The sequence below is a fragment of the Acinetobacter sp. 1000160 genome (genome assembly GCF_000588715.1).
Taxonomy (GTDB): domain Bacteria; phylum Pseudomonadota; class Gammaproteobacteria; order Pseudomonadales; family Moraxellaceae; genus Acinetobacter; species Acinetobacter courvalinii.
The window spans coordinates 376,732-402,216 of record NZ_JFWP02000004.1 but is presented as its reverse complement, the minus strand read 5'-3'; the positions used below and the strand labels follow the sequence as shown (position 1 = coordinate 402,216).

Sequence of the window (25,485 nt, the reverse complement as noted above, 5' to 3'; positions counted from 1 at the left end):
AAAAAGAGCGCTTATTGCGCTCTTTTTTTATGATCAAAACAATTTTTATTCTACTCTTTTAAAGACATAGGCTTGCTGCGGAAAAGGATATTCTTTAAAGAACTTACGGTTATTGCCATTGCCTTCATTCCACATCTTGTCCAGATTTAATACCAGATCCTGCTGCTGATTGATCTGATAGTAAAGATTTAGATCTGCCGCGTCACAACGCACCATGATCTCATTCAGTTCTTTATGAACATGCCAGTGCACCTGTTTACAGGTTTGTTCGATCTTGGCCACACTACGTGTTGGATCGGAACCGAGACGCCCAAAGCTGGTATTGGTCCAGTACACTGAACCATCACTTAATAAATTCAGGATATATTCAGCTTCTTTTTCATTATTTACACAGCCTGCAAAAGGGTCTGTACATGGAATGCGGGCATGATAGCGACCGACATAGATCAGATCGGCTTCCGAGGGTTGACTATGATTATCTTGACGCACCACAGGGTGTGGCAAGGTGGCTTGTCCAGCAACCTGATTGAGCGACATCGCTTCTGTATCAGAAGTTGCTTGCTCTTGTTCATCTGCGAGTACATAACTCGCTTCATGATCCGATTGCGTCTGCGGTTGTTGTCTTACAGGTTCCGGATGATGACTATCACACGCCATCAAACTTAGACTCAATAAGACTCCTACACTAAGCTGCTGTAAGGATAACCTGAACTGCATATCTACAAATCTCTAACATCAACATCGCTATCGCGTACTTTTCACGCTGTCCCCTAGGTTTTTAACAGGACTTCATTGAGTGCTGCTACATACCTGTGATAGGTAATGTAGACCGTCGCAATAGGATGGAAATAGCAAATTAACAAAGCAGTGTGCTTTAAGTCGGTGCATTTTAGGCGATGCTGTTGTTTTTTCCAGCAAGAATTTACACAACTTAACTAATCTCTCATCTGTTTAAACTTTAAAAAAAATTCATCGCCCATATCTCTTAAATAACAGCAGCTCTTCAACTCATATTTTACTTTTTGCTGCCATTTCATAAATTTAAGGAGATACACTCGATGACCAACTCTGGTTTATATCGCTCAAACCAACAAAGCATGATCGCTGGTGTGATGGGCGGTATTGCGGAACGATTTGGTTGGAATGCAAATTTATTACGCCTGATCTTTGTTGTGATCTCGATTATGAGCGCCGCTTTCCCGGGTATTTTGGTGTACCTCATTTTATGGCTGGTCATTCCAAAACGTCAGCAAGCGCGTGTTGACCATGTTCAAGGCTATAACCAGCCTGTGAAAACTGTCTATGAAGACCAAGGCATAAAACGTTAATTTCTCACTTTCCTTTTTGGTCGCTACGGTTGAAATTACCCCTAATCCAACCGTAGCTTTTTTTAACTTAATTTTTGATTCAGCTGCTGCTGTAAGGCCGCTATCATATCGGCACGACTGATGATGCCGACCAGCCGCTGGTTTTCAACCACTGGAATATAGTTAAAAGATTTTTCTACAAAATAAGGTACCAAATCCTGAATCGGCTGTAACGGATCAACCGTCACCACTCTCCGGCTCATAATCTGTCGCACAAAATGCTGCCATGAATTACGTGGATCAGTCGCGCCCTTAAACCATTCTACCACTTCGTATAAAGCCAGCGTCCCGACCAGTTTTTCCTCTGCATTGACCACAGGCAAGCTCATCAGGTTAACCGCCTTGAATTTATCTACGGCCTGATGGATATCATCATTTTCATGCAGTTTAATCACGTCCCGACTCATAATATCCTGACAGACAAATGAATTGACCAGTCGCTCATTGGCATGCTCTTGCGCTTCTAAAATGATTTTTTCCAGATCATATTGGCTAATGTCTAACAGCTCGGTGTGATGTTCTAAAGCATATTCAATATCTTTTGGCTGGATCGAGACTTTCTGTGTCGGTGTCGGGTCTTTAGAACGTTCATTGACATGCGCAGTCAAAGGATAATGACGCCCAATCAAACGGTTAAACACCACCGCGAAAACCAGTAATAAAATCGAGTTCAGCAGCACCGGATATAATATAAAATGGAAACCCAGCCGATGGACCGCCTCCCCGCCCAACACGGCGGTAATCGCCACTGCCCCACTGGGCGGATGTAGCGAATCTGTGGTCATCATCATAAAAATTGCGAGGCCAACGGCCACACTAAAAGCAGTGGTCAGATCAGGCATTAATTGAGTACAGGCAACCCCAATCAAACCTGCCAGAGTATTACCGACCACCACATTCCACGGTTGCGCCAAGGGACTATTGGGTACCGCAAAGAGGAGTACTGAAGAAGCGCCCATCGGTGCAATGTACCAGGCATTCATGCCCCCCAGCACATACCAGCTGATGAGTGAGGAAATCGCCAGACCACATAAAGCCCCCACGCCTGACAGCATCCTCTCCCTCAAAGGCAGGACTTTATAATTAGGTTTAAGCAGATTTAGCCAGTCTGATTGGGTAGAGCTCACAATGCACCTTGCTGGAATAGTGTTGTTTTATTCGAGGCAGAAGTATACGCCGACTCAAGCTGAAGGTGTATTTAAATTATAGTTTTAGATTATGAGTAAAGCTGTTGAAAATAAATTTTCTCAGTTCAGATATTCTTTTAACTGCTCAATTCGCTCGCCATATTTTTGCATCGGGCAAAACTCATACATCGGCGAGCCAATATAGGCACCCGCATTACGGCATTCCTGATCCACAAAGTTTTTCCACAATTGTTGTGATTTCATAATGTCGTTATAGCGTTCAGGCTGCTGATATTCTTGACTCTGCTTCTTAATTTGATCCAGTAATTGTACGATCTGCTTGCTATATAATGTTTTGGTTCTACTACTACAGATTTCTACCACGGCATTATTAATATTGCCCAGTCCCAATTCCTGAATAGTTTCATCCACACAAAGGCTATAAGCATCGGTAGATTTATCCGGTGTTTCCGCCATGACCTCCATACTTAAACAGGTCATTGCCAGTAATAGGCATTTAAAACTTAATTTGTTCATTTTCTAGCTCTTGGTTTTGTCATTTTTAAAATCGTGTTAAAGCCGTAAGGACAAGCTTATTTTTTACTCAGATTCAATTAAAACTGCAAGTGGCTCTCAAGCACACTTCTTTTCAGGTCCCCGCCCGAGCATTAAAGATATTTTTCATTCAGATAACGCCAGTATCGTTTTGGCAAATATTGCACATGGAGCTTGATATTCTGCCGTTCTTTAATATTGACGCTATTGAAGTAATCTTTCCATAACTGATCATATAACGCTTCCTGCTCATCCAGTTCTAACTGGAAGCTTTGACTAAAGCCCGTTTCGATATTACGGTCGATCTCATTCACCTCCATCGAGACTTCATGAATCTCATGCAAGTCATAATACAGCCCATATTGGCGCTGCTCATCATAAATCAGCCAGCGTTGATCCTGATAACGACGTTTAAAATGCGGCTGAATGAGCGGCAATACATTAAAATCTGGTCGTACCAAACTCAGAAACAACCCATCCGAGGTTTTCTTAAAACGTATAAATGCCTCCATACGGTGTTTTTCACGCCCGACCTTTTTGGTCCATTGCGCAATAGCCAGCACACTCGGATGTGAATAGTCTTTTTCAACAGAAACTTGCTGCTGGAACACATAAATACAGTAATTAAATAAATGCTGATAGGCCTCCAGCGATTCTGATAAAGACGTAAAATAGAATTGTCTCAAGGCCGATTGCGATAATTTCTGTTGCAGGCCTGCCCAGACCCGTTGCGCCTGCCGTTCATGGGTCGGCACCTCAATCAGACTGGCAAACAGGCCATGTTGAACCTGATTGTGCAGACACAGCTGCACCTCAAATTCTTTGAACTGAAAGGCTCGAAAAACACAACTCAGCAGTCCCGCCATGGAACCATCAAAGCAATACGCCACTGGATCAGTGAACACGCTTAAAGACCTAAACTCAGCTGCGGTGAAAGTTGTTGCACGTATTTTGAGGAACCCTGCGTCAGGATTTGCTGACGGATATAATGAGGAGAGAGTTCCTTCTGAAAACGTGGGCTGTCTTCACAGCGAATAAAAAACTTTGCCCGCGAATAAGCCACACCGAGCTGTTTTAATAAATCGATATGGATCTTGCCAAAACGTCTTGCCTGCACAATTTTCTTGGCTGATTTCACGCCGATGCCGGGCACACGCAATACCATCTGATAATCGGCACGGTTTAAATCCACCGGGAACTGTTCAGGATGGCGTAAGGCCCAGCTCAGTTTCGGGTCAATATCCAGATCAAGATGCGGAAAACGCTCATCTACAATTTCATTGACCTGAAAGCCATAAAAACGCATCAACCAGTCACTCTGGTATAGTCGGTTTTCACGTAATAGCGGTGGTGCTGAACCCACAGCCGGTAAATAATGATTCTCGGTATTGATCGGGATATAACCCGAAAAATAAACCCGTTTAAGTTTAAATTCCTTGTAATGCCGATCCGCCATTAACAGCACATCCTGATCAGTTTCCTGATGCGCCCCCACCACCATTTGTGTTGTTTGTCCCGCAGGCACGTATTTTGGCACATGCTTGATCACCTGCCGCTCATCCTTCAACTGAATCAGGCGATCGCGAACCAGACCCAAATCCTTTTGTACTTCCTGATGCGATTTTTCAGGGGCAAAGGTTTTCAGTCCGGCTTCTGTCGGCATTTCCAGGTTGATACTCATCCGGTCGGCATATAGCCCTGCTTCATGAATCAGTTCTGGGGAAGCACCTGGAATGGTCTTGAGATGAATATAACCATTGAAGTTTTCTTCAAGACGCAGCTTCTTCACTACCTGCAGCATGCGCTCCATGGTGTAATCTGCGGACTTGAAAATACCTGAACTAAGAAATAGCCCTTCAATATAATTACGTCGGTAGAAATTAATGGTCAGGTCAACCACTTCCTGCACGGTAAATGCCGCACGTTTTACGTCATTAGAACGGCGTGATACGCAATAAGCGCAATCAAAAATACAGACATTACTGAACAGGATTTTCAGCAAGGAAACGCAGCGTCCATCTTCGGTATAGCTATGGCAAATCCCTGAATGGCTGGCATCTCCAAGTCCCTTGCCTTTGTTTTTACGGTCACTGCCACTGGAAGAACAGGACACGTCATATTTGGCAGCGTCTGCTAAAATTTGCAGCTTTTCACGAATGCGATCAGACATTTCAAACGACCTGAAGAAAACAGAGAAGATCGTTTAAAAATTAACATGTCCACATTGTGAAATTAAGAGCATGAGAGATGCTATACGTCATGGGGTGACGTGAGGATTTTCCTCTTCAGTACAGATTGTTGATTTCAAGGGAATATAATCTATCTATAATAAAATGAAGAAAACTTTATCTCTTCCATCTCATGTACAATTTTTTATCTTTATTGCCGAGCTTATTTTTAACCTTCCTACTAGCCGCCTGTAGCTCTAAAAATGAGCCCGAATTCATCGAAGTAAAGACTTTTCAATCTACTCAAAGCCCATATTTTATAAAAGCATTTACTTTAATTAAATATGACAGAACATGTTTTTTACAGACATCAGCAGTTCTTGAAGATGGAACTGAAATCAATAAAAACTGGGGGTTCATGCAGGGTAAGGCATTTTTAGTCGATGATAATCCACCGAGAAATCCATCCCTAACCTCCTCTCAAAGTTCAGCTGCCGATCAACAGATAGAAGAATACATTCAACAAATGAAAATTAACCAAGAAATTACCTATATGAAAGGTTTACTCTCTGCCAAAAGTAGAAATGAATGCGGAATAAAATAACTTTTTTTTATTTCTGATCAGAACTTGTGAGTGAAGCGCTCGAAGCCTTTGCCACCCACCACCAAAATCCTTATACTTAAGCACAATTTTTGTTTGATTCCAGTGGATGCACCATGAGTCGTGCTATATCGCATATTGATACCTTTCAGGGCTTGATTCTTGCCCTACAAAACTATTGGGCGGAGCAAGGCTGCGTCGTATTACAACCATATGATATGGAAATGGGCGCAGGGACATTCCACACTGCAACCTTCTTACGTGCGTTGGGGCCAGAAACCTGGAACGCGGCTTATGTTCAACCTTCACGTCGTCCGAAAGACGGGCGTTATGGTGAAAATCCAAACCGTTTACAACACTACTATCAGTTCCAGGTGGTGCTTAAGCCAAACCCGGATAATATCCAGCAGCTTTATCTCGATTCATTAAAAGCAATCGGGATTGATACGCTGACACACGATATCCGTTTCGTGGAAGATAACTGGGAATCTCCAACACTTGGCGCTTGGGGCTTAGGTTGGGAAGTCTGGTTAAATGGTATGGAAGTGACTCAGTTCACTTACTTCCAGCAAGTCGGTGGTATCGAATGTTACCCAGTCACAGGTGAGATCACTTACGGCTTAGAACGTCTGGCAATGTATCTGCAAGGCGTAGACTCAGTTTACGATCTGGTTTGGACTAAAGGTCAATTCGGTACAGTAACCTATGGTGATGTATTCCATCAAAACGAAGTTGAGCAATCGACCTATAACTTCGAATACGCACCTGTCGATAAAATGTTTGAACTGTTCGACTTCTATGAAGCTGAAGCCTCTCGTTTAATCGAAGCTGAATTGCCACTTCCTGCCTACGAACAGGTGATCAAAGCATCGCATTGCTTTAACTTGCTCGATGCGCGTGGTGCGATTTCCGTGACTGAACGTCAGCGTTATATTTTACGTGTTCGTACCTTGGCGCGCTCAATTGCACAAAGTTATGTGGCTGCTCGTGCCAAACTTGGTTTCCCGATGGCAGAACCGCATTTGCGTGATGAAGTATTGGCTCAGCTCAAGGCACAAGTTGAGGCAGAAGCAGCCCAAGCTGAAAAAGCGAAGGAGAATAAATAATGACCAAGCATACAGTTTTATTCGAACTTGGCTGTGAAGAACTTCCACCGAAAAGCTTAAAAACCTTACGTGATGCACTCAAAGCAGAAACTGAAAAAGGCTTAAAAGATGCAGGCTTAAATTTCGCCTCAATCGAAGCTTATGCTGCACCACGTCGTTTAGCATTGAAAATTGTTGATATTGATGCGGCTCAGGCAGATACACAAAAACGTTTTGATGGCCCTGCAGTACAAGCGGCATATGATGCTGAAGGCAAACCAACTAAAGCACTTGAAGGCTTTATGCGTGGTCAAGGCATTACCGTTGATCAGCTTTCTACTTTCCAAGCAGGTAAAGTTGAAAAAGTTTGCTATCTAAAAGATGTAAAAGGTCAAAGCCTTGACGCTTTACTTCCACAGATTTTACAAACTGCATTAGACAATTTACCAATTGCTAAGCGTATGCGTTCTGCTGCAAGCCGTACCGAGTTTGTACGTCCAGTGAAATGGGTTCTTTTACTCAAAGACGACCAAATTGTTGACGCAACTATTCAAGATCATAAAACAGGTAACGTGACCTATGGTCATCGTTTCCATGCTCCTGAAGCCGTGACTTTGGCGCATGCAAATGACTACTTGGCAACGTTAGAACAAGCCTATGTGGTTGCTGATTTTGCAAAGCGTCAAACCACGATTCAAGCACAAGTGAAAACCTTGGCAGATGAAGTCAATGCCACTGCAATTGTGCCAGCAGACTTACTTGATGAAGTGACCAGTCTGGTTGAATGGCCTGTGGCTTTACGTGCGACTTTTGAAGAACGCTATTTAGCGGTTCCGCAAGAAGCGTTGATTACGACCATGCAGGATAACCAGAAATATTTCTGCTTAATCAATGCCGAAGGTAAATTACAGCCTTACTTCATTACCGTTTCAAATATTGAGTCTAAAGATCCAACTCAAATTATTGAAGGGAATGAAAAAGTGGTTCGCCCACGTTTGTCCGATGCGGAGTTCTTCTTCTTACAAGACCAGAAGCAACCGCTTGCGTCTCGTAAAGAAAAACTGGCTAACATGGTGTTCCAGGCACAATTGGGTACACTTTGGAATAAATCTGAACGTATTGCCAAACTGGCTGTAGCATTGTCACCAATTACCGGTGCAAATGCAGCCGATGCAGAAAAAGCAGCGTTATTGGCTAAATGTGACTTAACCTCTGAGCTGGTGGGTGAATTCCCGGAACTTCAAGGGATTGCAGGCACATACTATGCGCGTCTTGAAGGTGAAAATAACGAAGTTGCCGAAGCTTTGGGTGAGCAGTATTTACCTAAATTTGCAGGCGATGTATTACCGCAAACCAAGACGGGTACAACCATTGCCTTGGCGGACCGTTTAGATACATTGGTCGGTATTTTCGGTATTGGTCAAGCACCAACAGGTTCGAAAGATCCATTTGCATTACGTCGTTCTGCAATCGGTATCTTGCGTTTAGTCATTGAAAATGAATTAGACATTACGATTGAAGAATTGGTGAACTTTGCATTGCAAGGTTATGGCGACATCATCAAAGATCATGACAAGACACGTACCGATGCAGTTGCTTTCCTTGAAGGCCGTTATCGTGCCAAGTATGAAGACCAAGGTGTTGCGGTTGATGTGATTCAGGCGGTTCAAGCACTTGCACCAAAATCTCCTCTTGATTTTGACAAGCGTGTGACTGCGGTCAATCATTTCCGCACCTTGCCAGAAGCAGCTGCATTGGCTGCGGCAAATAAACGTGTTGCCAATATTCTTGCTAAAGAAGCAGCGCCTGAAGGTGCTGTGGTTGAAGCGAATCTGGTTGAAGCGGCTGAAAAAGCACTTTATGCAGAACTCCAAGCATTAACACCTGTAGTTCAGCCATTGCTTGCTGCACGTAACTACACAGAAGCATTGTCTAAGCTTGCTGCGCTTCGTGCTCCAATCGATGCCTTCTTTGAAGGTGTAATGGTGATGGCAGATGATGCTGAATTGAAAGCCAACCGTTTACGTTTACTGGCTCAGTTGCGTGATTTATTCACGGCGATTGCAGATGTAAGTGTATTGCAGGGTTAATTTACTTTTTATAAAAAACCCGCTTTTAGAAGCGGGTTTTTATTTATTTTCTTTTAAAAAGATCTATAAGCATATGAATAAATACGTTCTATCATTTCTTATCCTACTTTCTGTGGGTCATACAGGTTGTAGTTTAAACCCTAGTTCTAAGACTCAGCCTCAAATAGAACATAATCAAAATATACAAAATCCTATTACTATTGGAATGGCTCGCAGTGAATTTATTAGCAAGGTAATTACACCAAGCTCAAGCAAATTAGTCGGCGATCAACGGATCGATACTTTTATATTTTATAAGCAAGGCAATACATCCAAACGATTGGGACAAGCGTTATACAATGGTTTAGTCGCAAGTACATTACCGTTTGATTCATTAATAGAAACGGTATCAATACCTGAATCAGCGACTAGAGGCGCTAAGGTAATTATTCAAGTGATCTATGACTCATCGGATCGTGTAGAAAAGGTTGTAAGGATCCAATAAATCAATTTGCGCAACCTGATGTATTCACAATTATCACATTCATTAAAGATACCATTGTGATGACGAATTTCAGTGTATGCAAGGTTAAGCTGATATTTGTAGTGCTTCAAAAAACCTGTTAGTAATAGCAGGTTTTTTTATGTGCATTAAATTTATATAAATGTCTCAATCTAAAAATTATTATCGTATCGATATCATTATTGCAGCTATACATGCCGCTTTACTCTTGATCGGTTGGGCAAGCTATACACGCTTTCCATTCATTCGAACTAAACCCGATATGAGTGGCCTGTTTTTTATGATTATTTCGATTTTAGGAGGAATGATTGCACTGATTATTTTGGCCGTTGTATTACCGCGTTTAGATCAATCTGTCAGCCAATTAGCACTCAAGAAATTTTTATGTGCCCTGCTCTACTGGATTTCGAGTAGCATTATTTTTATTCTATTCAGTAATACCCAATGGCTATTTAATCTCCCCTTAGCTTGTATCCTTGTTTTTGCACTGGTTTTTTTCAGCTCAATCTATCTGTCTGTTATACGTTTGGCAAGTTTACGCAAACAAGACTATTTTATTGTGCTCGGTATTTTTAGTTGCTTATTTCTCTTCTTTTTCTGCATAAGTTTTTGATAAAGGTTACGTAGCGTATCAATTTCATATCATCCTCACTCTTTTCTTCAACTCAACGATAAGATATAAAATCTCGATTGCGACACGATCGCTGAAAGGACAGAAAAGATGATGAATAAAGTACAACTCATATGTTTAACCACTGCACTTGCGGCCTCGTCTTCTCTCTGGGCAGCGGATACCACAAATCATACCGCAACAGTATCAAATGCCGAAGCTGAAAAAGCGATGCCATATGGCGACAACCCAAGCATCGGTCGTGTATTGCTGTATAAAACAGGCAAAGGCATGCAGAATTTGGGCAACTCAATTCAAGGTGCATCTGAAAACACCTCTCAAAAAATGAGTGAAAAATGGCAAAGCACCAAACAATATAGCGCTGAACAATCCGAGATCGTGCAAGAGCAAACCCAGAAAGCCAAACAATATACCGCTAAAAAATGGCAGGACACCAAAGATGCGGTGGTCGGAACTAACGAAGGCAATGTGCCGATTGAGCGTGCCGGACTCAGTCAGCCCTCATCGAATTAATCAAAAAACCTCTAGCTTACACTAGAGGTTTTTTTGACTTGATCAGGCAGAAACGGTTTCAGTTTGTGGTGCAACCTGACGATCAATCAGATACTCATTTAAATTAAAATGATTGAGTTGCTGGCGCATCTTAAACGTTGTCCATGGCCATACGGTACTATTGCGTCCATTACGATCAATGAAATAACTCTGACAGCCGCCTTTATTCCAGACCGTGGTTTGTAAGGCTGCTTGTACACGCTGATTAAACTGGGCCATCCGCACAGGATCAACCTCAATGGTTTGAATATTTTGCTGAATCGCCTGTTTAAGTGCATCGATAATATAGGCCAGCTGCGCTTCAATGATAATAAATGCCGAAGAACTCACCGCAATATTGGGCCCAAACATCAAGAAACCATTCGGACAATCCGCCACCATGGTTCCCATATAGCCTTCCGGACTACCCTGCCAAACTTCTGACATGCTTTGACCATGACGGTTAAACACTCGTTGGGCAATCGGCGGTTCAGCCACTTCAAACCCCGTCCCGAGAATAATCACATCCGCTTCGACGCAGCGACCATCGCTGGTAAATAATTGATTGTCTTTAACTTCACTGAGAGCAGCAGCCACCACTTCAACATTCGGTTGTGCCAAAGCAGGATACCACTCGTTGGACTGGAGAATCCGCTTACAGCCAATCACATAATTGGGCGTGACTTTACGGCGTAATTCAGGATCTTTAATTCCCTGTTTAATATGAAATTCAGCAATACGCTGTACTTGTCGCATGGCTACATTACTTTGTAAGCCGCCATTTAAGCTCTCAAAAATACCATATACCGAACCACGCATCAGCGACTGGGTAACAGGGAGATATTTAAAAACTGTCTGGAGCGGAGCAGGTAAAGGCATATCCGACTTCGGTAAAACCCAGTGCGGTGTGCGCTGAAATACCGTCAGTTGCTTTACCACAGATTGAATCTGGGGGATAAACTGGATCGCTGAGGCGCCCGTGCCAACAACGGCTACGCGTTTCCCGGTTAAATCCAGATCATGGCGCCAACGCGAAGAATGGAAGATCTCGCCTTTAAAGTCTTTTAATCCTTTGACATCCGGTATCACAGGCTCATGCATCGGGCCACACGCCATAATCGCAAACTGCGCATGAAACTCACCTTGATTGGTTTTAATGATCCAGCACTGTTTAGCATCTGACCAGGTTGCGGCTAAGGCTTCATGCTTGAAGTGAACATGCGGCATGACCTGATATTTCAGTGCAGTATTTTGCAAATATTGTTTGATTTCAGCCTGTCCAGCGAATACCCGACTCCACGCAGGATTCGGTTCAAAAGAATAGGAATACAAGGCAGAAGGCACATCACAGGCACAACCGGGATAGGTATTTTCACGCCATACGCCACCCAGCTCATCCGCTTTCTCAAGCAAAATAAAATCATGGATGCCAGCTTCTTTCAGTTTGATTGCAGCCCCTAATCCTGCAAAACCGCCACCAATAATGATGACCCGATGAAATGCTACAGCTTTCGACTTCGTATTCATGACCTCTTGTTCCCTGTACTTAAAGCCCAAAACACTATGGCATTAAGCTCTGAGACGGTCATTATCAAGACAGGCCGTTTATAGCGTTATTTTTGACAGAATTTGCCAAATCATGCTGCTGTGGGATTCATTCAAAAAAATAAGCTTAAAATTTACAGTGTTATCTCAAAACATGCATTGAACTTCACGCCCCTAGACCACACACTGAAGTGATTAATTCACAGGACCGGAATTTTGCCCATGCTGCATCGCCCCTTCAAGATCATGTTAGTCTCAGTGCTGAGTGGAATGAGTTTCACCGCCTGTTCAACCTTGCAAAACCAGAGCCCAGCTACTCCCCAAGTATTAGAGCAGATTAAAAATATTGCTGCATCTCCAACAACAGAAGGCAATATTGCGAAACTGATGAAACAGGATAAAAATTGCATTATTGAATTCACCGGCTACTTTGACGGCGGACAAGCCATAGAGCACTGGACATTCAATCACTCTGGATTAATTTCAGCGAGTTCATCGACACAACATACCACCCGCGCCTCTGCAAACACCTCCACAGCATTTGATATTGAAGATCCTGCAGTGCAGGCAAATTTCAAGAAACTGCAAAGTAATTTTAGTGCCAGCACACTGGCGCAATGCCATTGAGGCCATAAAAAAACTCGTTGCTGCTATCTCTAGCTGCAACGAGTTATGGCTTTTAAACTATTTTCTGGATCAGTCTTGAGCTGCTAAACCCAGCTTAATTCGCATTGAGACCACTGGTGGCCGCAAGTAAATCAATACGCGGGAAGATCAAACCGGTACGTTTATCGCGAATCGGCTTACCTGTTGCCTTCAAGCGGTTCACGGTCTGGTCTATCGTCTCGGATGGGCTGACATCATTGGCACGTAATAAGGCAATCGCGCCTGCAACATGCGGGGCCGCCTGTGAAGTGCCGCCTTGAGTTTCACCGCCTGCGGTAATCATGGCACCCGGTGCCAGCAAGGTTACCAGTGAACCGCCATTACTAAAGCAGGTCACCTGATCGGCTGCAGTAGTCGGATCTGAACACTTCACCGGATTTCCCCAGGAAACACCCCCAATATTACTGTCATAAACAGCGCCTACCCGTACAGCTCCTGCAACACAGGCCGGTGAGGAAATACCATCGGCAAAGCCATCATTGCCGGACGCGACTACAGGCACAACACCTGCAGCACGTGCATTAGCAAAGGCGGTGCTATAACTGCTGTTGCTACATTCAGAGGTATATTTCACCCCTGGCACCCCTAAACTCAGGTTCACCGCTTTAATGTTATAGGTCTGGGCATTGTTCACGGTCCAGTTTAAGGCCGCCAGAATATCACTGTCATAGGCAGTACTGCCCCACTGACCATTGACACGAATTTTACGGAAGGTATCGATCCCTATAATTTTGGTTTGAGGTGCAACTTTGGCAATAATACCTGACACATTACTGCCATGCCCATCATCATCCAGACTATTATCATCCGGAGCGCTGTCAAAGGCATATACCACCCGACAACTCGATGCCGGGGTATTTACCGCGGTACAGCCAAAATCAGCATGCTTATAATTCACGCCCGTGTCGATCACCACCACACTGGTTCCCTCTCCGCTAAAGCCATTTGTAACCGCTTGCGGTTGGTTAATTAAGGGAAGGCTTTCCATGGTGGTGGTTACATTTTTACGGTTTGGATACACCCCTTTAACGCTCGGATCATTTAACACTTGTGCCAAGGTTTCGCGGTTTTGAATCCGGTACAAGCCCAAAGGCAGGCCATTAAACTCACGTAAGGTTTGAAAGCCTGCGGCTTTGCTGTATTTACTTTTGAACTGATTTTTACCCACTGCAATCAGGCTGCGTTTTTCTCGCCCAAAAGTGGTGCTGGTTGCACTGTTATCATATTCGATCAATAAATCATTTGAATCATTATCGATCAGGGTTTCAATATTAATTTTACCCTGCTGTACTTTATTTAATGCCGCAGAACTCAGGCGTTGTTTGAGTTGGACTGCATTCAGTGTTGCAGCTGAGGTAGTGGTAGTTAGAAAAGCGGATAAGCTTAATAGTAATAAAATTTTATTGTTCACTGTGGATCTCCATCGTTCTTGGATAAAGAACTTTTGAGTTTTTGGTTTTCTTGGATAAAGAAATCCAGCGTATTTAAAGTTTTTTAATTTCATTCGCTGGGTCGGTTTCCGGATCAATCGGTTGTATCGAAGGATCACTTTTGGTGTCATAAAATTGAACATCTTTTTGTGTTGTATTTAATTGATTCAACATATCGGATGTAGTGTGTGTTGCTGTTTTGGCCTCCTTTGGTTTTAAAACGCTTGAACTGCTGCCTGAGTGCTCAGGACGCATCTGGTAAACTGCGGTATCGTCTGAGGCACTGCTCGGCGTTGCGGGTTCAAAATAGAACACCACCACGCCAAGTGTGATCAGGACAAATAAAAATGCGGCAATCTGTTTCATTTATATTCTCCAGTGCTTGAGTTACTGGTCATTACCTGGTTGTCAGTTGTTTTTCTATAAATAATGCGAATACAATTTAAAAATTCACTTTAAATTTCACATATACATTTCAAGTCAAAACGATTAAAAATTTCATGGGACCTAAAGCCCTTAAATTTTTTAACTCGATTTCATTCTTCAAAATGAAGAATCAGGTGGAATCGAAAATGGGTCCTAAAACTTTAAATGACTCAAAAAAGTACAACTACGATTTCACCTATTTATACCAAGCAATAAAAATGCCATGATTTTGATTATTTTTAAACCGGTTTAATCCTATTTAAATATTCTAAATTTTCATATTTGGTTCGATAAAATATAACTCGAAATGATTAAAAACCGTTTTGCCCCAAAAATATAAAAATGATGATTTACAGGATTTTATATTAATTAAAAAACATCACTTTTCACGTGCTTATTATGATAACTAGTCTTCATAATTTCTCACCAAAGTGTGTTTGAGCTGTAATCTGGATGTAATTTTTGATGAAAATCACACATTTTTTCTTTTTTGCTCGCTATGATGCACTTGCGTTAATGAAGTACCGCTTTACGGTACATCGCTTAAGGAAATCGCAATGAAAAAAATGATCAAAACAGCTATCGTGACAACAACTATCCTTGCTTCTGCCTCTGTTTTTGCACAGAGCGCTGAAGTCAATGCGAATGGCTCAGCTCAAGTCAATGTACAGTCTGGTGGCTTGCTTAAGGGTGTGACTGGCGCAGTAAAAAATACTGCTCAAGGCGTTGGTCACGTGGCACAAGGCGTAGGTCATACAGCACACAATGTCGGTCACGCTGCTGTCAATACAGGCGTAAGCGCAACTCAGAAAACCGTTGGAACAGCAACTCATATCGGTTCAACTGTCGTGAACAAAACCGGTGAAGCCGTTAAAAACACTAAAGATTATGCAGTAGAGAAAACCGTTGATGGGAAAGAGTTTGCAGCGGAGACTACTGGAAATGTCAAAAAACGTATTGAAGACAAAAAGGCATCTAACCAACCTAAATCATTAAATTTAGGTGCTCAAACCAATGCGCAAGCACAGGTAAACGGTAAAACTACCGGTGTAAATGCCCAAACCGGCTTGAATGCAGATAAGAAAGGCCTGCAAACAGGTGCCAATGTCGGTGTTAAAGTACTAGGCGTCAATGCCAATGTGAATACCAACGCAAAAATTGGTACAAACTAATCCTTTAAGTCCGTTCTAAAAAAAGCCCTTTGCAATGCAAAGGGCTTTTTTATGGCAAAGAATTAATTAAATAATTGCAGCTTGGTCTGCTCATCCACATTATTTTCAACAAAATGCGTGAAACCTTGTTCATCACAGCTTAAGCTCAGTTGCTTATAACTGATGCTACAAAACTCGGCATAACGTTTAAACACCAGCGGCGACTGATCCAAGGCCAAAGCCTCACCAACCTTGACCAGCTTGTGAATACCACGATCATTCATGGTCAATAAATAAGTTTCATCATTCAGCTCGAGTTGCACCAATGTGCTGTCCGCAACTTTTAACGGAACAAGATAATTCAGATTGGCTGCAAGCGTCTCAGCGCTATAACTTTCCAGTTTTAAACTCACCAGATTAAAGACCAGACAGCTCTGTTGAGCCGTTATGAGCGTTGGCTTCGAATGACCAGCCTGTTGTACGAAATGCGGCTGAATCCCCAACTTATGCAGGTTCTGCTCGCTGGCATGTTTCAGCTTAAATAACTGTTGTACCAGCTTCTGCTTGATGACCGCATCAAAATAGCGTTCATCCAGCTCAAACTCATTGTTTTCTAAAATCTTCAGTAAGGCCTGATGATGTCTTGCCAATAAGGCATCCAGCACATGACGATAATAGAATTTGCTTTGCTTTTTAACTTCACGTACACGCTTGTAGAAATAAGTAATTTCAAAAGGTTTTTCGACAAAATCATTCAGCAATTGCGAGCTTGCCAGCACCGAAAGTGCTTCATGGCCAGTAAATGGCAAATGAATAACATGCATCTTCGGCAATAAAGGCTGAATTTTTAAAAAATGCTCTTTATCTTCGGCAAAATAAGGGTCGTAAACAATAATATATTCACGCGATGCATCGACTTCATCGGCCTGAATCTGCATCTCTTGATGAATGCTGGCATCAAAAAACTCGGCATAACGGCGATCCTGAACCATATCGGGATCGATCGAATACTGTGGGACAAAAGCCACCACTTTTTGCATATTCAACAAGTTGGAATATTTAATTGCAGCATAGCCCCCCATGGAGCCGCCATAGCCGACAATCTGTTTAAATTGTTGCAAAATAGGCAATATCTGTTGCTGCATTTGCAGCATGCTGCTTTTAGGAAACCATGATTTTTGTTTTGGCATAATGCCAAGGACGTTGTATTGATATTTTATTAATGATTTTTCAGCATTAATGGACATTCCTTTGGCGCGACTAATCAAATCGCCGAACGAAACCACTAAAGTGTCACTTGAACCTTTTAAAAAAATAACGCGAATATGTTCATCTTCAAATACGATTTGCTTATCCATGCTCACACTGAGAAATTGATCCAGGGTCTGTAGCAAAAAGTCACCAAATGATGGCTTTGCCAAACCATAATTGCGGAGTATCTTATTTTATAGAGATAAGACAGATTAAAAAGCGCAAAAGATGACACAATCCTTACACCCTGCCGCTCAAAAAGGCTTTAGTTTAGGTGCCGAACTGTACCAGCAGGTTCGCCCCAGTTACCCGCAAGATATTGCGGTTTGGCTGCAAGATCGCCTCCAGATAGGTGAAAATTCCACTGTTATTGACCTTGGTGCCGGGACTGGCAAATTCTTACCCTACCTGTTGCAAAGCAAGGCAAAAGTGATTGCGGTCGAGCCTGTCGCTGAAATGTTACAACAGCTTCAGCACAACCATCCACAGGTGAAATGTATACAGGCATCCAGTGATTATTTGCCACTGGCAGATACCTCGATTGATGCGATTCTATGTGCCCAATCCTTCCACTGGTTTGCCAATCTTGAAACCTTGACGGAAATGCATCGGGTATTAACGCCGTCGGGACATTTAGGGCTGATCTGGAATCAACGCGACACCACGGTGGACTGGGTCAACGCACTGGCGGAGGAAATTGCTCCGCTAGAAGGAGATACTCCACGTTATCACAGTGAGCAATGGAAACAGGTATTTGAACAGCAGCAACTGTTTAACTTTGTTGAATTACAAACCTTCCAGCAGAAACATCACGGTACGGTTGAGCAAGTGGTGAGTAAGCGTTTATTGTCGACCAGTTTTATTGCCGCCATGCCGGTCGCAGAACAGCAACAGTTAAAAGCAAAGTTCGAACAAATCGTATTTGATTTTACCGGTCTAACTGCGCAAGATCAGATTGATTTCCCCTATACCACCTTTGCATATCATTTTCAGAAAATTGCAAACTAAATATTTGTCGAGTTGATCCATGCCGAGTATGAAAACCACCTTTGCCCTAAGCTGTATGCTCAGTTCAGCCCTGCTCTTGAGCGCTTGTAATAAAGATAAAGAACCGACAGCCAAACAGGAGCAGCAAAGCAGTTCGGCCCACGATGAGATTGGTCAATTAAAGCAGTTGCCGATCAAACAGTTCCCTGCAACCGCAGATGATGGCCATGATATTGCCATACTGGATGACTATGACCGCCGCTTTACCGATATGAGCGATAGCATGGAAATGGAATTGGCCAAGATGAAAGAAGCCAATACCTTAACCCCGGAATTTGAACAGCAACGCCAAAAGGACAATGTTCAATCTGCGCTGTCGATGCTGAAAGATCTGGAACTAAAAACCGAGCAAGGCCGTTATATTCAAGGCTTGCTCTATGATTATTGGGAACAGCAGGCAAAAATTTTGGACCAGACGGGTACTGCTAAAACAGAGACTCGCCAGCCGGTCGATCAGCTCAATGAATATCTACATGCTCAAAGCCAGTTACATCACTGGAGAAGTACTCAGTCCGCTGAAACAAAAGCACAGGAAGAATAATTTACATGCATAAAAAAGAGGGATTTCGCGCCCTCTTTTTTATTTAAATACAGCATCAAGTTAAATATTCTGTTTCTCAATCCACTGAATCGAGTTAACACGGAACAGTTCACAGGCCCCATCACCGACACCACCTGGGGTAAGCGATGATTTCCACACCAGATCCTTATCACGAATCTCAACCAGTTCACCTTTTAACTGCACCAGATCACCACGTTTCACCTGTTTAATCTGTTTGGCAATCTCTGGATTGGCAGGAATAATGTGCATATTCGATACCATTTTGATGGCCTGATCGGGTGGGACCGGTAAGGTTTTCATTTTCCAGTTCAGGTAACGGTCATATTGTTGAACATCAATGGTTCGTGCAATCTCGGGATTCGCAAACAGTCCCAAACTGACCGCATAATCTATCGGAGAAAATTTGGCTTGCTCATCATCATGATAGAGTTTTGAGCCGAGAATCCGGAAGTTGCCGTCAAACGGCTTGAGTACCGAAATCGACTGATATTTCACAACGGGCGCTAAACCATTGGCAATATTGTATTCTTCCCCACTGGTCGATGCATGTGTCTGCCCAATTGCAACAACCATGCATAAACTCATCAACAGACGTTTTTTCATGGCTCAATCATCCTCAACATAACGAAAAACTTAGAAAAGCACGTCTCTTCATAGTATGCTTAGATGGTGAAAAAAAGTGCTTTTTTTAGTAACAATCAAACTCACTTTGGTCATATTTTTGTGGTGCAGTGATCCTCCGCTTATTTTGAATCAATGAATGGATTTGTATGATTTACCAATTTTACCAACGCCGTATATTCCCTCATTTACTGAATCAGGTCATGCAAACCGCCAGCCTGATGGATCGACGTCGTGAATTATTGCTCCCGATCGAAGGAGAGGTCCTCGAGATTGGTTTTGGTACGGGTCTGAATATTCCCTTCTATGGCAATGTCGATACGCTCTATGCGCTGGAGCCAAATCCGGACATTTATCTGCTTGCGGTTGAACGGGTTCAACAGGCGCCATTCTTTATCAAGCATATCCAATCCAGTGCAGAAAAACTGCCTTTTGCCACCGCATCTCTGGATCATGTGGTCTCAACCTGGACCTTGTGCAGTATTGCCCAGCTTGATCAGGCACTGGCAGAAATCTATCGCGTGCTCAAGCCGACAGGGACCTTTCATCTGGTTGAACATGTCAAACATCCAGACTCTGCGAAAATACAGTCCTTGCAAACTTTACTCACCCCGATCCAAAAGCGTATTGCAGATGGTTGCCATCTCAATCGCGATATGGAGCGGCACCTGTTACAAGCCAAATTTAAACTGATCGAAAAACAATATTTTGATGCGGAAGGCATTCCGGCCATTGCCCAAAAGATGCTGTTCGCCCGGGCACAGAAATTAGAGATCCCGCATTAATCTTCAAAATCAATTCTTAAGGTCTCAAAACGGATCCGGCCTTCGCGAACCGCTTGGGCAATGGCCTGCTGTCCTTTGCTTAAGCGTGCCCCACCACTTTTGATGTCCAGCAAGATCACTTCGATATCTTCGGCAGTTCCATCACCATCACGGAAATCGGTATAACCATCAAACACCACATAATCGACCGGATCACCGAGGAATTTGGCATCACTGGGCAGATACTGGAATTCAGGCAAAATCGGTGCAAACTGTTCCGCCATTTTTCCCTTCAGCACCGCCCGGCTGGTATTGACACTGCGCTTCTGCGCATCCAGCAAGGCCTGTTTATGTTCCAGTTCCAGCTCGGCAATATACTTTTCATATTCGGCCTGTACCCGACCATTGCGGGTGCTGGACAAAATAATGGTGGTGATGACGACGCCAATACAGCCACCGATCAACATTGCGAGCCAAACCGACATAAAACCTTCCTTTTTCTGAATATCGCTATTTAACTGCAACATTAAACTTTTGTCATGTGTAACACACTCGCGCTAAAAAGATGCTAAGGTATGGTTGAATACGAGAGCCAAGTTAAATAAATCTAATTTCATGAAAACCATATTAATCGCAAATCAAAAAGGTGGCTGTGGCAAGACCATGACGGCGATCACGCTCGCTGCCGCACTCTCACAAAAAGGTTATAAAGTCGCGCTGGCCGATGCAGATAACCAGAAATCTTCTTTACAATGGTTAAAGCAGCGCCCGGCGTCGGTGACTGGCATTCAGAGTCTGGATTGGCGACATGAAAAATCGATTGGTGAAGCACCAAAAAATCTGGACTATTTAATTATTGATGCGCCTGGTGCGCTGTCAGGTGAACATGCGGAGCAACTGGTCAGCGAAGCGCATGCCATCGTGACGCCGCTGCAACCTTCGTTCTTTGACATTGATAGTCCCCGCCGTTTCCTCAAGCATTTGCAAGACATTAAACGCATTCGTAAAGGCAAGGTCCAAATCCTGCTGATTGCCAATCGGGTCAAACCGAACAGTTCCAGCTCTAAAGATATTCAGGACTTCTTTAACAAGATTGAACAGGAACCTGTGGCCTGGATTTCCGAGCGGAGTGCCTACGGCACATTGGCCATGCAGGGTCTCAGTATTTTTGATAAAACCCAGAAAAACTTTGTCAGTATCCAAAGCCAGTGGCAACCGGTGTTAAACCAGTTAGTCGACGATCCCAGTGAATGGTTTTAAATACACTGGTTCCATCTCGTATAGATGAAACCAGTGAAAGGCTTGGTTCTCGATATCGCTCGATTTAGCAAGCTTTGATGTTTATTCAGGCGTGATAAACGGTGCAGGATTTTCACTCGGCCCGTCTTTTTCAGCACTTTCATCTTTCAGATTATGCTTCATTTCGTCACGATCCAGATTTTCTGCCACTTTACGAATATTTTCATTACCATGACTTCCCTCAGGATTCTGCGAGGCCGCGCTCTGGTCTAAGCTCTGTTGCAATTGCTCGGTATCTGTCAGCCCTTCAATCTCTTGATAGCTGGCTTTATCGTTATTGAATAGGTTCGCAACGTTGTTATTGGGCTGGGAAGCCTCATTGGGATTCGTTTTTGCTTGATTCTGCGATTCTGCTTTTTCAGGTGATTGATTGTGATTATTTGAATAAGCCATCGAACTACTCCTTAAAATTCATTTATGGATGCGTGATGGATTTAATCTAACAATACGCTTTGTAACTCGTTGCCGACTCCTGTATTAAACTCGATAGTAAATGTTGCCAGCGTGAGTTCATGTATTTTGTGCTGAACATTATTTCCTGTTTTTTACATATCTCACCATCGAACGTGCTGACATTTTAAATTTTATGCTGTTGCTGGAGCAAAACATTTAAAGGTGAAATTACCGAATGAAATTTTACTGTGCAGATTTTTCAGTTAATATGATTTTATTCGTATTTTACTTTTAGAGACGGACGCTTGTGCAACAATACGCTCCCATATTACAACGCGTTTTGCTATTTGGACTGTTCTTTGTCCTGCTCTTTTTGGGATTCAGTATTCTCAAATACTTTATTGTCCCTGTGCTTTGGGCGGCCATTATTGCGTATATGACCTGGCCTGTTTATTTATGGGTACAGCGTCGTTTCTTTGGTGAAAACCGTCCTACTCTAAATGCCACACTGATGATCACGCTGGTAATTTTAGTGATCGGAATTCCTTTCATTTTTGCAATCTTCATGTTGCAACTAGAAGGACGCAATTTATATTTTAATTTACAACGTCAACTATTCTCGGGTCATATCCAGATTCCGGACTTTATCAGGAATCTGCCCATCATTGGTAAGGATATCAGCCGTACCGTAAATGAACTCAGCAATGATCCGAACAGCATTACCAAGAATATTGCGGAATGGATTCAAAGCCACTTGAGTTATGGACGTTTTGTCCTGAGTGAAATTAGCCGTAATCTGGTCAAACTGACCTTTGCCATCATGACCCTGTTCTTCTTTTATCGTGACGGGCAAATGATTCTGGCTCAGGTGAGTCGTGCCCTGGAAATGATAATTGGCCCACGTGTGCATCATTATCTGGACACCATTTCAGAAACTACCCGTGCCGTAGTCTATGGCGTTGGTTTAACTGCAGTGGCACAAGCCCTGCTGGCAGGTCTGAGCTACTTTGTGGCGGGTGTACCGAATCCGATGCTACTCACCATGGTGACTTTTATCCTCGCGCTGATTCCTTTTGGCACACCGGTTTCCTATCTGGGTGTTGGCCTATGGCTCTTTGCGCAAGGCCAAACCATGGAAGCGATTGGGGTGGTGCTGTGGGGCGTGCTGATTGTCAGCAGTTCGGATAATGTGATTCGACCGTTGGTGATTTCAGGTGCAACCCGGATTCCGTTTATCCTGATCATGTTTGGGGTACTGGGTGGTATTGCCAGCTTTGGCTTGGTTGGTCTATTCATTGGTCCTGTGATCTTGGCGATTCTATTGGCGATCTGGCGTGAATGGCTGCATGAAAATGTGGATGAACCGGTTGCAACACTGGATGCTCCATCTGAAACCAAATAGGTTTATTTTGTTTAATTTTTTGTCACCAATTGATTAACTTGCTTGCGGGATATCCTAGACTTTGTTTGAATCGTCAAATAAAGATAATTTATAAGGATATCTTCGCAATGACTTTAACGATTCAAAAACTCTCTTTACTGGGCTGTCTGGGCCTGAGTATTGCTGCCTGTTCTTCTGCTGATTTAGATCACAATGCATCAAAAATCCAGACCCAATCAACCACGCAACAACAAAAACAACTGGTACAGGTCTATCAGGTCGATGCCAAAGGTGTGGGATCTTCTATTGGTACAGTGGCTTTTCAGGAAACACCAAAAGGCTTGCTCATCACCCCTGCGCTCGGCAAGCTTTCGCCGGGTGAACATGGTTTCCATATTCATGAAAATGGCTCATGTGAAGCCGCAATGAAAGATGGCAAAATGGGTGCAGCGCTTGCAGCTGGTAGTCATTTGAATCCGAATCAGGCCCCTCATCACGGTACCCCGGAAAATGGTCATTTGGGTGATTTACCGGTTCTGGTTGTAGATGCAAAAGGCTTTGCCACCCAACCTGTGATTGCACCACGTTTAAAACTGGCTGATATTCAGGGCCGTGCCATTATGGTGCATGTCGGTGGCGATAATTATTCTGACTCACCAAAACCTTTAGGTGGTGGCGGAGACCGTATTGCCTGTGGTGTGATTAAATAATTTAGATACTGTGGGTATCTAAAAAGATATCCACAGTTTTGCTGCTATTTTGAGCAGCATAAAAAAAGCTGAGACATTGATCTCAGCTTTTTGATTAGTTGATGCCTTCTGCTTTACGCTCCAGCATCACCTGTTTTAACACCTTGCGCGGTTGTGCAAACCAGAATCCAATCAGCACCACACTCGCCAGTGCAAAGGCCCAGATATGCACATGGGTATATAGCACCCGTACCAGTTCAATGATGACAAAATAACTCACCATCATCAGCATTGAAACCGCCGCAGCGACGGTACCTTTTGACACTTCAGAAGACATCAAGGCAAAACGGTACATCACTGAGAAACTGATCCCCTCGCCTAAACTGACCAAGGTCATACCAATCAATAAGCATGGCACCAGATAAATGGGCCAGATCACCCCCAGCACCAAGAACAGCGTTCCCAGTAACATGATTGGCAAGCCCATTAAAATGGTTTTCCCTAAAGGGAAACGGTCAATAATCTTGATCAGAATCACATTACCGATAATCAGGCCAAAGAACACCGGGAACTGGGCCAGGCCATATTGCACACTGCTGAGCTTTAACTCATCTACCAGAATGATCGGTGACAAGGCGATCCACAGCATTAACGGCATACCGACCAGAGGTAAAGCAATGCTTAAACCAAGAAAACGGCGATTGCTAAACACTTTTTTAAAGTCATCAAAGATATAGCTAAATGGCTGTTTCGGCTGTTTGCGACTTTCCTGTGTGACAGGCATAAATTTCTTTAAACCAAACCAGCTCATGAAAGACACCGCCGCAATGGCGACAAAGCCCCAATGCCATGACACATAATCAATCAGGAAAGCACCCAGTACCGGCCCGAGCAAAGGAGCAAGCAAAGAGATATTGGCCATGAGTGCCATGACCTTGATGGCATCACGCTCTGCAAAGCTTTCCTGAATCGCCGCATAACCCACTGCTGAAATCACCGATAAACCCATGCCTTGCAGGAAACGTAGCGTTAAAAACTGCTCGATGTTATGGGTCAGCAAAATCAGTAAACAGCAGATCGTAAAAAAAGCTACCCCTGCCAGTAATACTTTTTTTCGTCCCAGCCGGTCTGAAAGCGGGCCAAGTAACCATGCCACACTGGCCCCACCCAATAGGTAGAACGACATGGATGAGGGTGCCCAGGTTGCACTTACGGCAAACTGTTCGGTAATGGCCAGCATGGCTGGCTGAATCAGGTCATTACCGATATAAACCGAAAATTCAAATAGCACTAAAGCTAAAGGAAACATGAGCGTTATACGGTTTAACGTCATGTTCTGATTATTCGTCATCATGTTTTATTCACAAAAATAACCAACTAGTGCCCGTCCCATTTTCAAAAAAAGAAAACAGGATCACGACCACGAGATTTTATGGTTTAGAATTAAATTTTGATTTCATGCTCTAAAAAAGCATGTGATAAATGTGAAAACACCGTATTCACTAGGTGTATATAAGAAAAACAATCTATTTACGTGAGACTGGTAAATGTTTTACCTTTTGGCACAATCGCCAGGCGCAACTTTAGCACTTTTTTAAAATGA

28 protein-coding genes are annotated in these 25,485 nt (G+C 43.2%); 15 read left to right on the top strand and 13 right to left on the bottom strand.

The annotated features are described in order from the left end of the window. Window positions 1-45 precede the first annotated feature (45 nt). Window positions 46-717, bottom strand: a complete 672-nt coding sequence (locus tag J699_RS07915) for a hypothetical protein (protein ID WP_005282918.1) — start codon at window positions 715-717, stop codon at window positions 46-48. Between the two features lie 341 nt (window positions 718-1,058). On the opposite strand from J699_RS07915, the gene J699_RS07920 reads away from it, so the two are divergent. Further along, complete coding sequence (locus J699_RS07920) at window positions 1,059-1,328, top strand: PspC domain-containing protein (RefSeq protein WP_005227485.1); 270 nt, start codon at window positions 1,059-1,061, stop codon at window positions 1,326-1,328. Window positions 1,329-1,390: 62 nt separating this feature from the next. Here J699_RS07920 and J699_RS07925 read toward each other — a convergent pair whose 3' ends face one another. From J699_RS07925 to J699_RS07940, 4 genes are all read right to left on the bottom strand, one after another. Next, entirely contained in the window at window positions 1,391-2,494 is a 1,104-nt protein-coding gene (locus J699_RS07925; RefSeq protein ID WP_032868629.1) for an HPP family protein, read from the bottom strand. Between the two features lie 120 nt (window positions 2,495-2,614). Continuing rightward, window positions 2,615-3,031, bottom strand: a complete 417-nt coding sequence (locus J699_RS07930; RefSeq protein ID WP_032868627.1) for a lysozyme inhibitor LprI family protein — start codon at window positions 3,029-3,031, stop codon at window positions 2,615-2,617. A 131-nt stretch (window positions 3,032-3,162) separates the two neighbouring features. Then, window positions 3,163-3,954: a TIGR03915 family putative DNA repair protein gene (locus J699_RS07935; RefSeq protein WP_032868625.1), complete on the bottom strand. Its 792-nt coding sequence runs from the start codon at window positions 3,952-3,954 to the stop codon at window positions 3,163-3,165. Window positions 3,955-3,956: 2 nt separating this feature from the next. Then, complete coding sequence (locus J699_RS07940) at window positions 3,957-5,219, bottom strand: putative DNA modification/repair radical SAM protein (protein WP_032868623.1); 1,263 nt, start codon at window positions 5,217-5,219, stop codon at window positions 3,957-3,959. A 191-nt stretch (window positions 5,220-5,410) separates the two neighbouring features. Here J699_RS07940 and J699_RS0218720 point away from each other — a divergent pair, with 191 nt between their 5' ends. From J699_RS0218720 to J699_RS07960, 6 genes are all read left to right on the top strand, one after another. Further along, window positions 5,411-5,821 (top strand): hypothetical protein, encoded by a 411-nt coding sequence (locus J699_RS0218720; protein ID WP_032882837.1) that lies wholly within the window; start codon window positions 5,411-5,413, stop codon window positions 5,819-5,821. Between the two features lie 113 nt (window positions 5,822-5,934). Then, a complete protein-coding gene (gene glyQ, locus J699_RS07945; RefSeq protein ID WP_004775941.1) occupies window positions 5,935-6,924 on the top strand; it encodes a glycine--tRNA ligase subunit alpha in 990 nt (329 codons plus the stop codon). Beyond that, window positions 6,924-8,993, top strand: coding sequence for a glycine--tRNA ligase subunit beta (glyS, locus tag J699_RS07950; protein WP_032868621.1), 2,070 nt, complete (start codon window positions 6,924-6,926; stop codon window positions 8,991-8,993). Before glyQ ends, glyS begins: the two co-directional genes overlap by 1 nt. A gap of 73 nt (window positions 8,994-9,066) precedes the next feature. Further along, complete coding sequence (locus tag J699_RS0218715; RefSeq protein WP_032868752.1) at window positions 9,067-9,477, top strand: hypothetical protein; 411 nt, start codon at window positions 9,067-9,069, stop codon at window positions 9,475-9,477. 160 nt (window positions 9,478-9,637) lie between these two features. Next, window positions 9,638-10,108, top strand: a complete 471-nt coding sequence (locus J699_RS07955) for a hypothetical protein (RefSeq protein ID WP_032868620.1) — start codon at window positions 9,638-9,640, stop codon at window positions 10,106-10,108. 108 nt (window positions 10,109-10,216) lie between these two features. After that, window positions 10,217-10,639: a hypothetical protein gene (locus J699_RS07960; protein WP_032868619.1), complete on the top strand. Its 423-nt coding sequence runs from the start codon at window positions 10,217-10,219 to the stop codon at window positions 10,637-10,639. A 42-nt stretch (window positions 10,640-10,681) separates the two neighbouring features. Here J699_RS07960 and J699_RS07965 read toward each other — a convergent pair whose 3' ends face one another. Next, window positions 10,682-12,184 carry a flavin-containing monooxygenase gene (locus J699_RS07965; protein ID WP_032868618.1) on the bottom strand — a complete coding sequence of 501 codons (1,503 nt, stop codon included), beginning with the start codon at window positions 12,182-12,184 and terminating at the stop codon, window positions 10,682-10,684. Window positions 12,185-12,424: 240 nt separating this feature from the next. Between J699_RS07965 and J699_RS07970 the strand changes: the two genes are divergently transcribed. Continuing rightward, a complete protein-coding gene (locus J699_RS07970; protein WP_032868617.1) occupies window positions 12,425-12,829 on the top strand; it encodes a hypothetical protein in 405 nt (134 codons plus the stop codon). A 94-nt stretch (window positions 12,830-12,923) separates the two neighbouring features. On the opposite strand, the gene J699_RS07975 is transcribed toward J699_RS07970, so the two are convergent. Then, window positions 12,924-14,279, bottom strand: coding sequence for a S8 family serine peptidase (locus tag J699_RS07975; RefSeq protein ID WP_032868616.1), 1,356 nt, complete (start codon window positions 14,277-14,279; stop codon window positions 12,924-12,926). Window positions 14,280-14,352: 73 nt separating this feature from the next. Continuing rightward, on the bottom strand, window positions 14,353-14,664 hold the full coding sequence (locus J699_RS07980) for a hypothetical protein (RefSeq protein ID WP_032868615.1): 312 nt from the start codon (window positions 14,662-14,664) through the stop codon (window positions 14,353-14,355). Window positions 14,665-15,281: 617 nt separating this feature from the next. On the opposite strand from J699_RS07980, the gene J699_RS07985 reads away from it, so the two are divergent. Beyond that, window positions 15,282-15,896 carry a hypothetical protein gene (locus J699_RS07985; RefSeq protein ID WP_032868614.1) on the top strand — a complete coding sequence of 205 codons (615 nt, stop codon included), beginning with the start codon at window positions 15,282-15,284 and terminating at the stop codon, window positions 15,894-15,896. 62 nt (window positions 15,897-15,958) lie between these two features. Here the strand turns inward: J699_RS07985 and J699_RS07990 are convergent, their stop codons facing one another. Then, entirely contained in the window at window positions 15,959-17,233 is a 1,275-nt protein-coding gene (locus J699_RS07990) for a hypothetical protein (RefSeq protein ID WP_032868613.1), read from the bottom strand. Window positions 17,234-17,354: 121 nt separating this feature from the next. Here J699_RS07990 and J699_RS07995 point away from each other — a divergent pair, with 121 nt between their 5' ends. Both J699_RS07995 and J699_RS08000 read left to right on the top strand, forming a co-directional pair. Continuing rightward, entirely contained in the window at window positions 17,355-18,134 is a 780-nt protein-coding gene (locus tag J699_RS07995) for a class I SAM-dependent methyltransferase (protein ID WP_032868612.1), read from the top strand. Between the two features lie 19 nt (window positions 18,135-18,153). Beyond that, on the top strand, window positions 18,154-18,714 hold the full coding sequence (locus J699_RS08000; RefSeq protein WP_032868611.1) for a hypothetical protein: 561 nt from the start codon (window positions 18,154-18,156) through the stop codon (window positions 18,712-18,714). A gap of 60 nt (window positions 18,715-18,774) precedes the next feature. Here the strand turns inward: J699_RS08000 and J699_RS08005 are convergent, their stop codons facing one another. After that, a complete protein-coding gene (locus J699_RS08005; protein ID WP_009513834.1) occupies window positions 18,775-19,338 on the bottom strand; it encodes a hypothetical protein in 564 nt (187 codons plus the stop codon). 167 nt (window positions 19,339-19,505) lie between these two features. Between J699_RS08005 and J699_RS08010 the strand changes: the two genes are divergently transcribed. After that, window positions 19,506-20,141 (top strand): class I SAM-dependent methyltransferase, encoded by a 636-nt coding sequence (locus J699_RS08010; RefSeq protein WP_005227523.1) that lies wholly within the window; start codon window positions 19,506-19,508, stop codon window positions 20,139-20,141. Here the strand turns inward: J699_RS08010 and J699_RS08015 are convergent. Continuing rightward, window positions 20,138-20,605 (bottom strand): Holliday junction resolvase-like protein, encoded by a 468-nt coding sequence (locus J699_RS08015; protein ID WP_004775965.1) that lies wholly within the window; start codon window positions 20,603-20,605, stop codon window positions 20,138-20,140. The genes J699_RS08010 and J699_RS08015 overlap by 4 nt on opposite strands. Before the next feature lie 130 nt (window positions 20,606-20,735). On the opposite strand from J699_RS08015, the gene J699_RS08020 reads away from it, so the two are divergent. Continuing rightward, window positions 20,736-21,380, top strand: coding sequence for a ParA family protein (locus J699_RS08020; RefSeq protein WP_032882836.1), 645 nt, complete (start codon window positions 20,736-20,738; stop codon window positions 21,378-21,380). Window positions 21,381-21,461: 81 nt separating this feature from the next. On the opposite strand, the gene J699_RS08025 is transcribed toward J699_RS08020, so the two are convergent. Then, window positions 21,462-21,812, bottom strand: coding sequence for a hypothetical protein (locus tag J699_RS08025; RefSeq protein WP_032868608.1), 351 nt, complete (start codon window positions 21,810-21,812; stop codon window positions 21,462-21,464). Window positions 21,813-22,119: 307 nt separating this feature from the next. On the opposite strand from J699_RS08025, the gene J699_RS08030 reads away from it, so the two are divergent. Together J699_RS08030 and sodC are read left to right on the top strand one after the other, a co-directional pair. After that, window positions 22,120-23,214 (top strand): AI-2E family transporter, encoded by a 1,095-nt coding sequence (locus tag J699_RS08030; protein WP_032882835.1) that lies wholly within the window; start codon window positions 22,120-22,122, stop codon window positions 23,212-23,214. A 107-nt stretch (window positions 23,215-23,321) separates the two neighbouring features. After that, the gene (sodC, locus tag J699_RS08035) at window positions 23,322-23,903 is read left to right on the top strand and encodes a superoxide dismutase family protein (RefSeq protein ID WP_032868606.1); all 582 of its coding nucleotides are present in this window, start codon (window positions 23,322-23,324) and stop codon (window positions 23,901-23,903) included. A gap of 94 nt (window positions 23,904-23,997) precedes the next feature. Here sodC and J699_RS08040 read toward each other — a convergent pair whose 3' ends face one another. After that, window positions 23,998-25,233 carry an MFS transporter gene (locus J699_RS08040; protein WP_416202137.1) on the bottom strand — a complete coding sequence of 412 codons (1,236 nt, stop codon included), beginning with the start codon at window positions 25,231-25,233 and terminating at the stop codon, window positions 23,998-24,000. Between the last annotated feature and the right edge of the window lie 252 nt (window positions 25,234-25,485).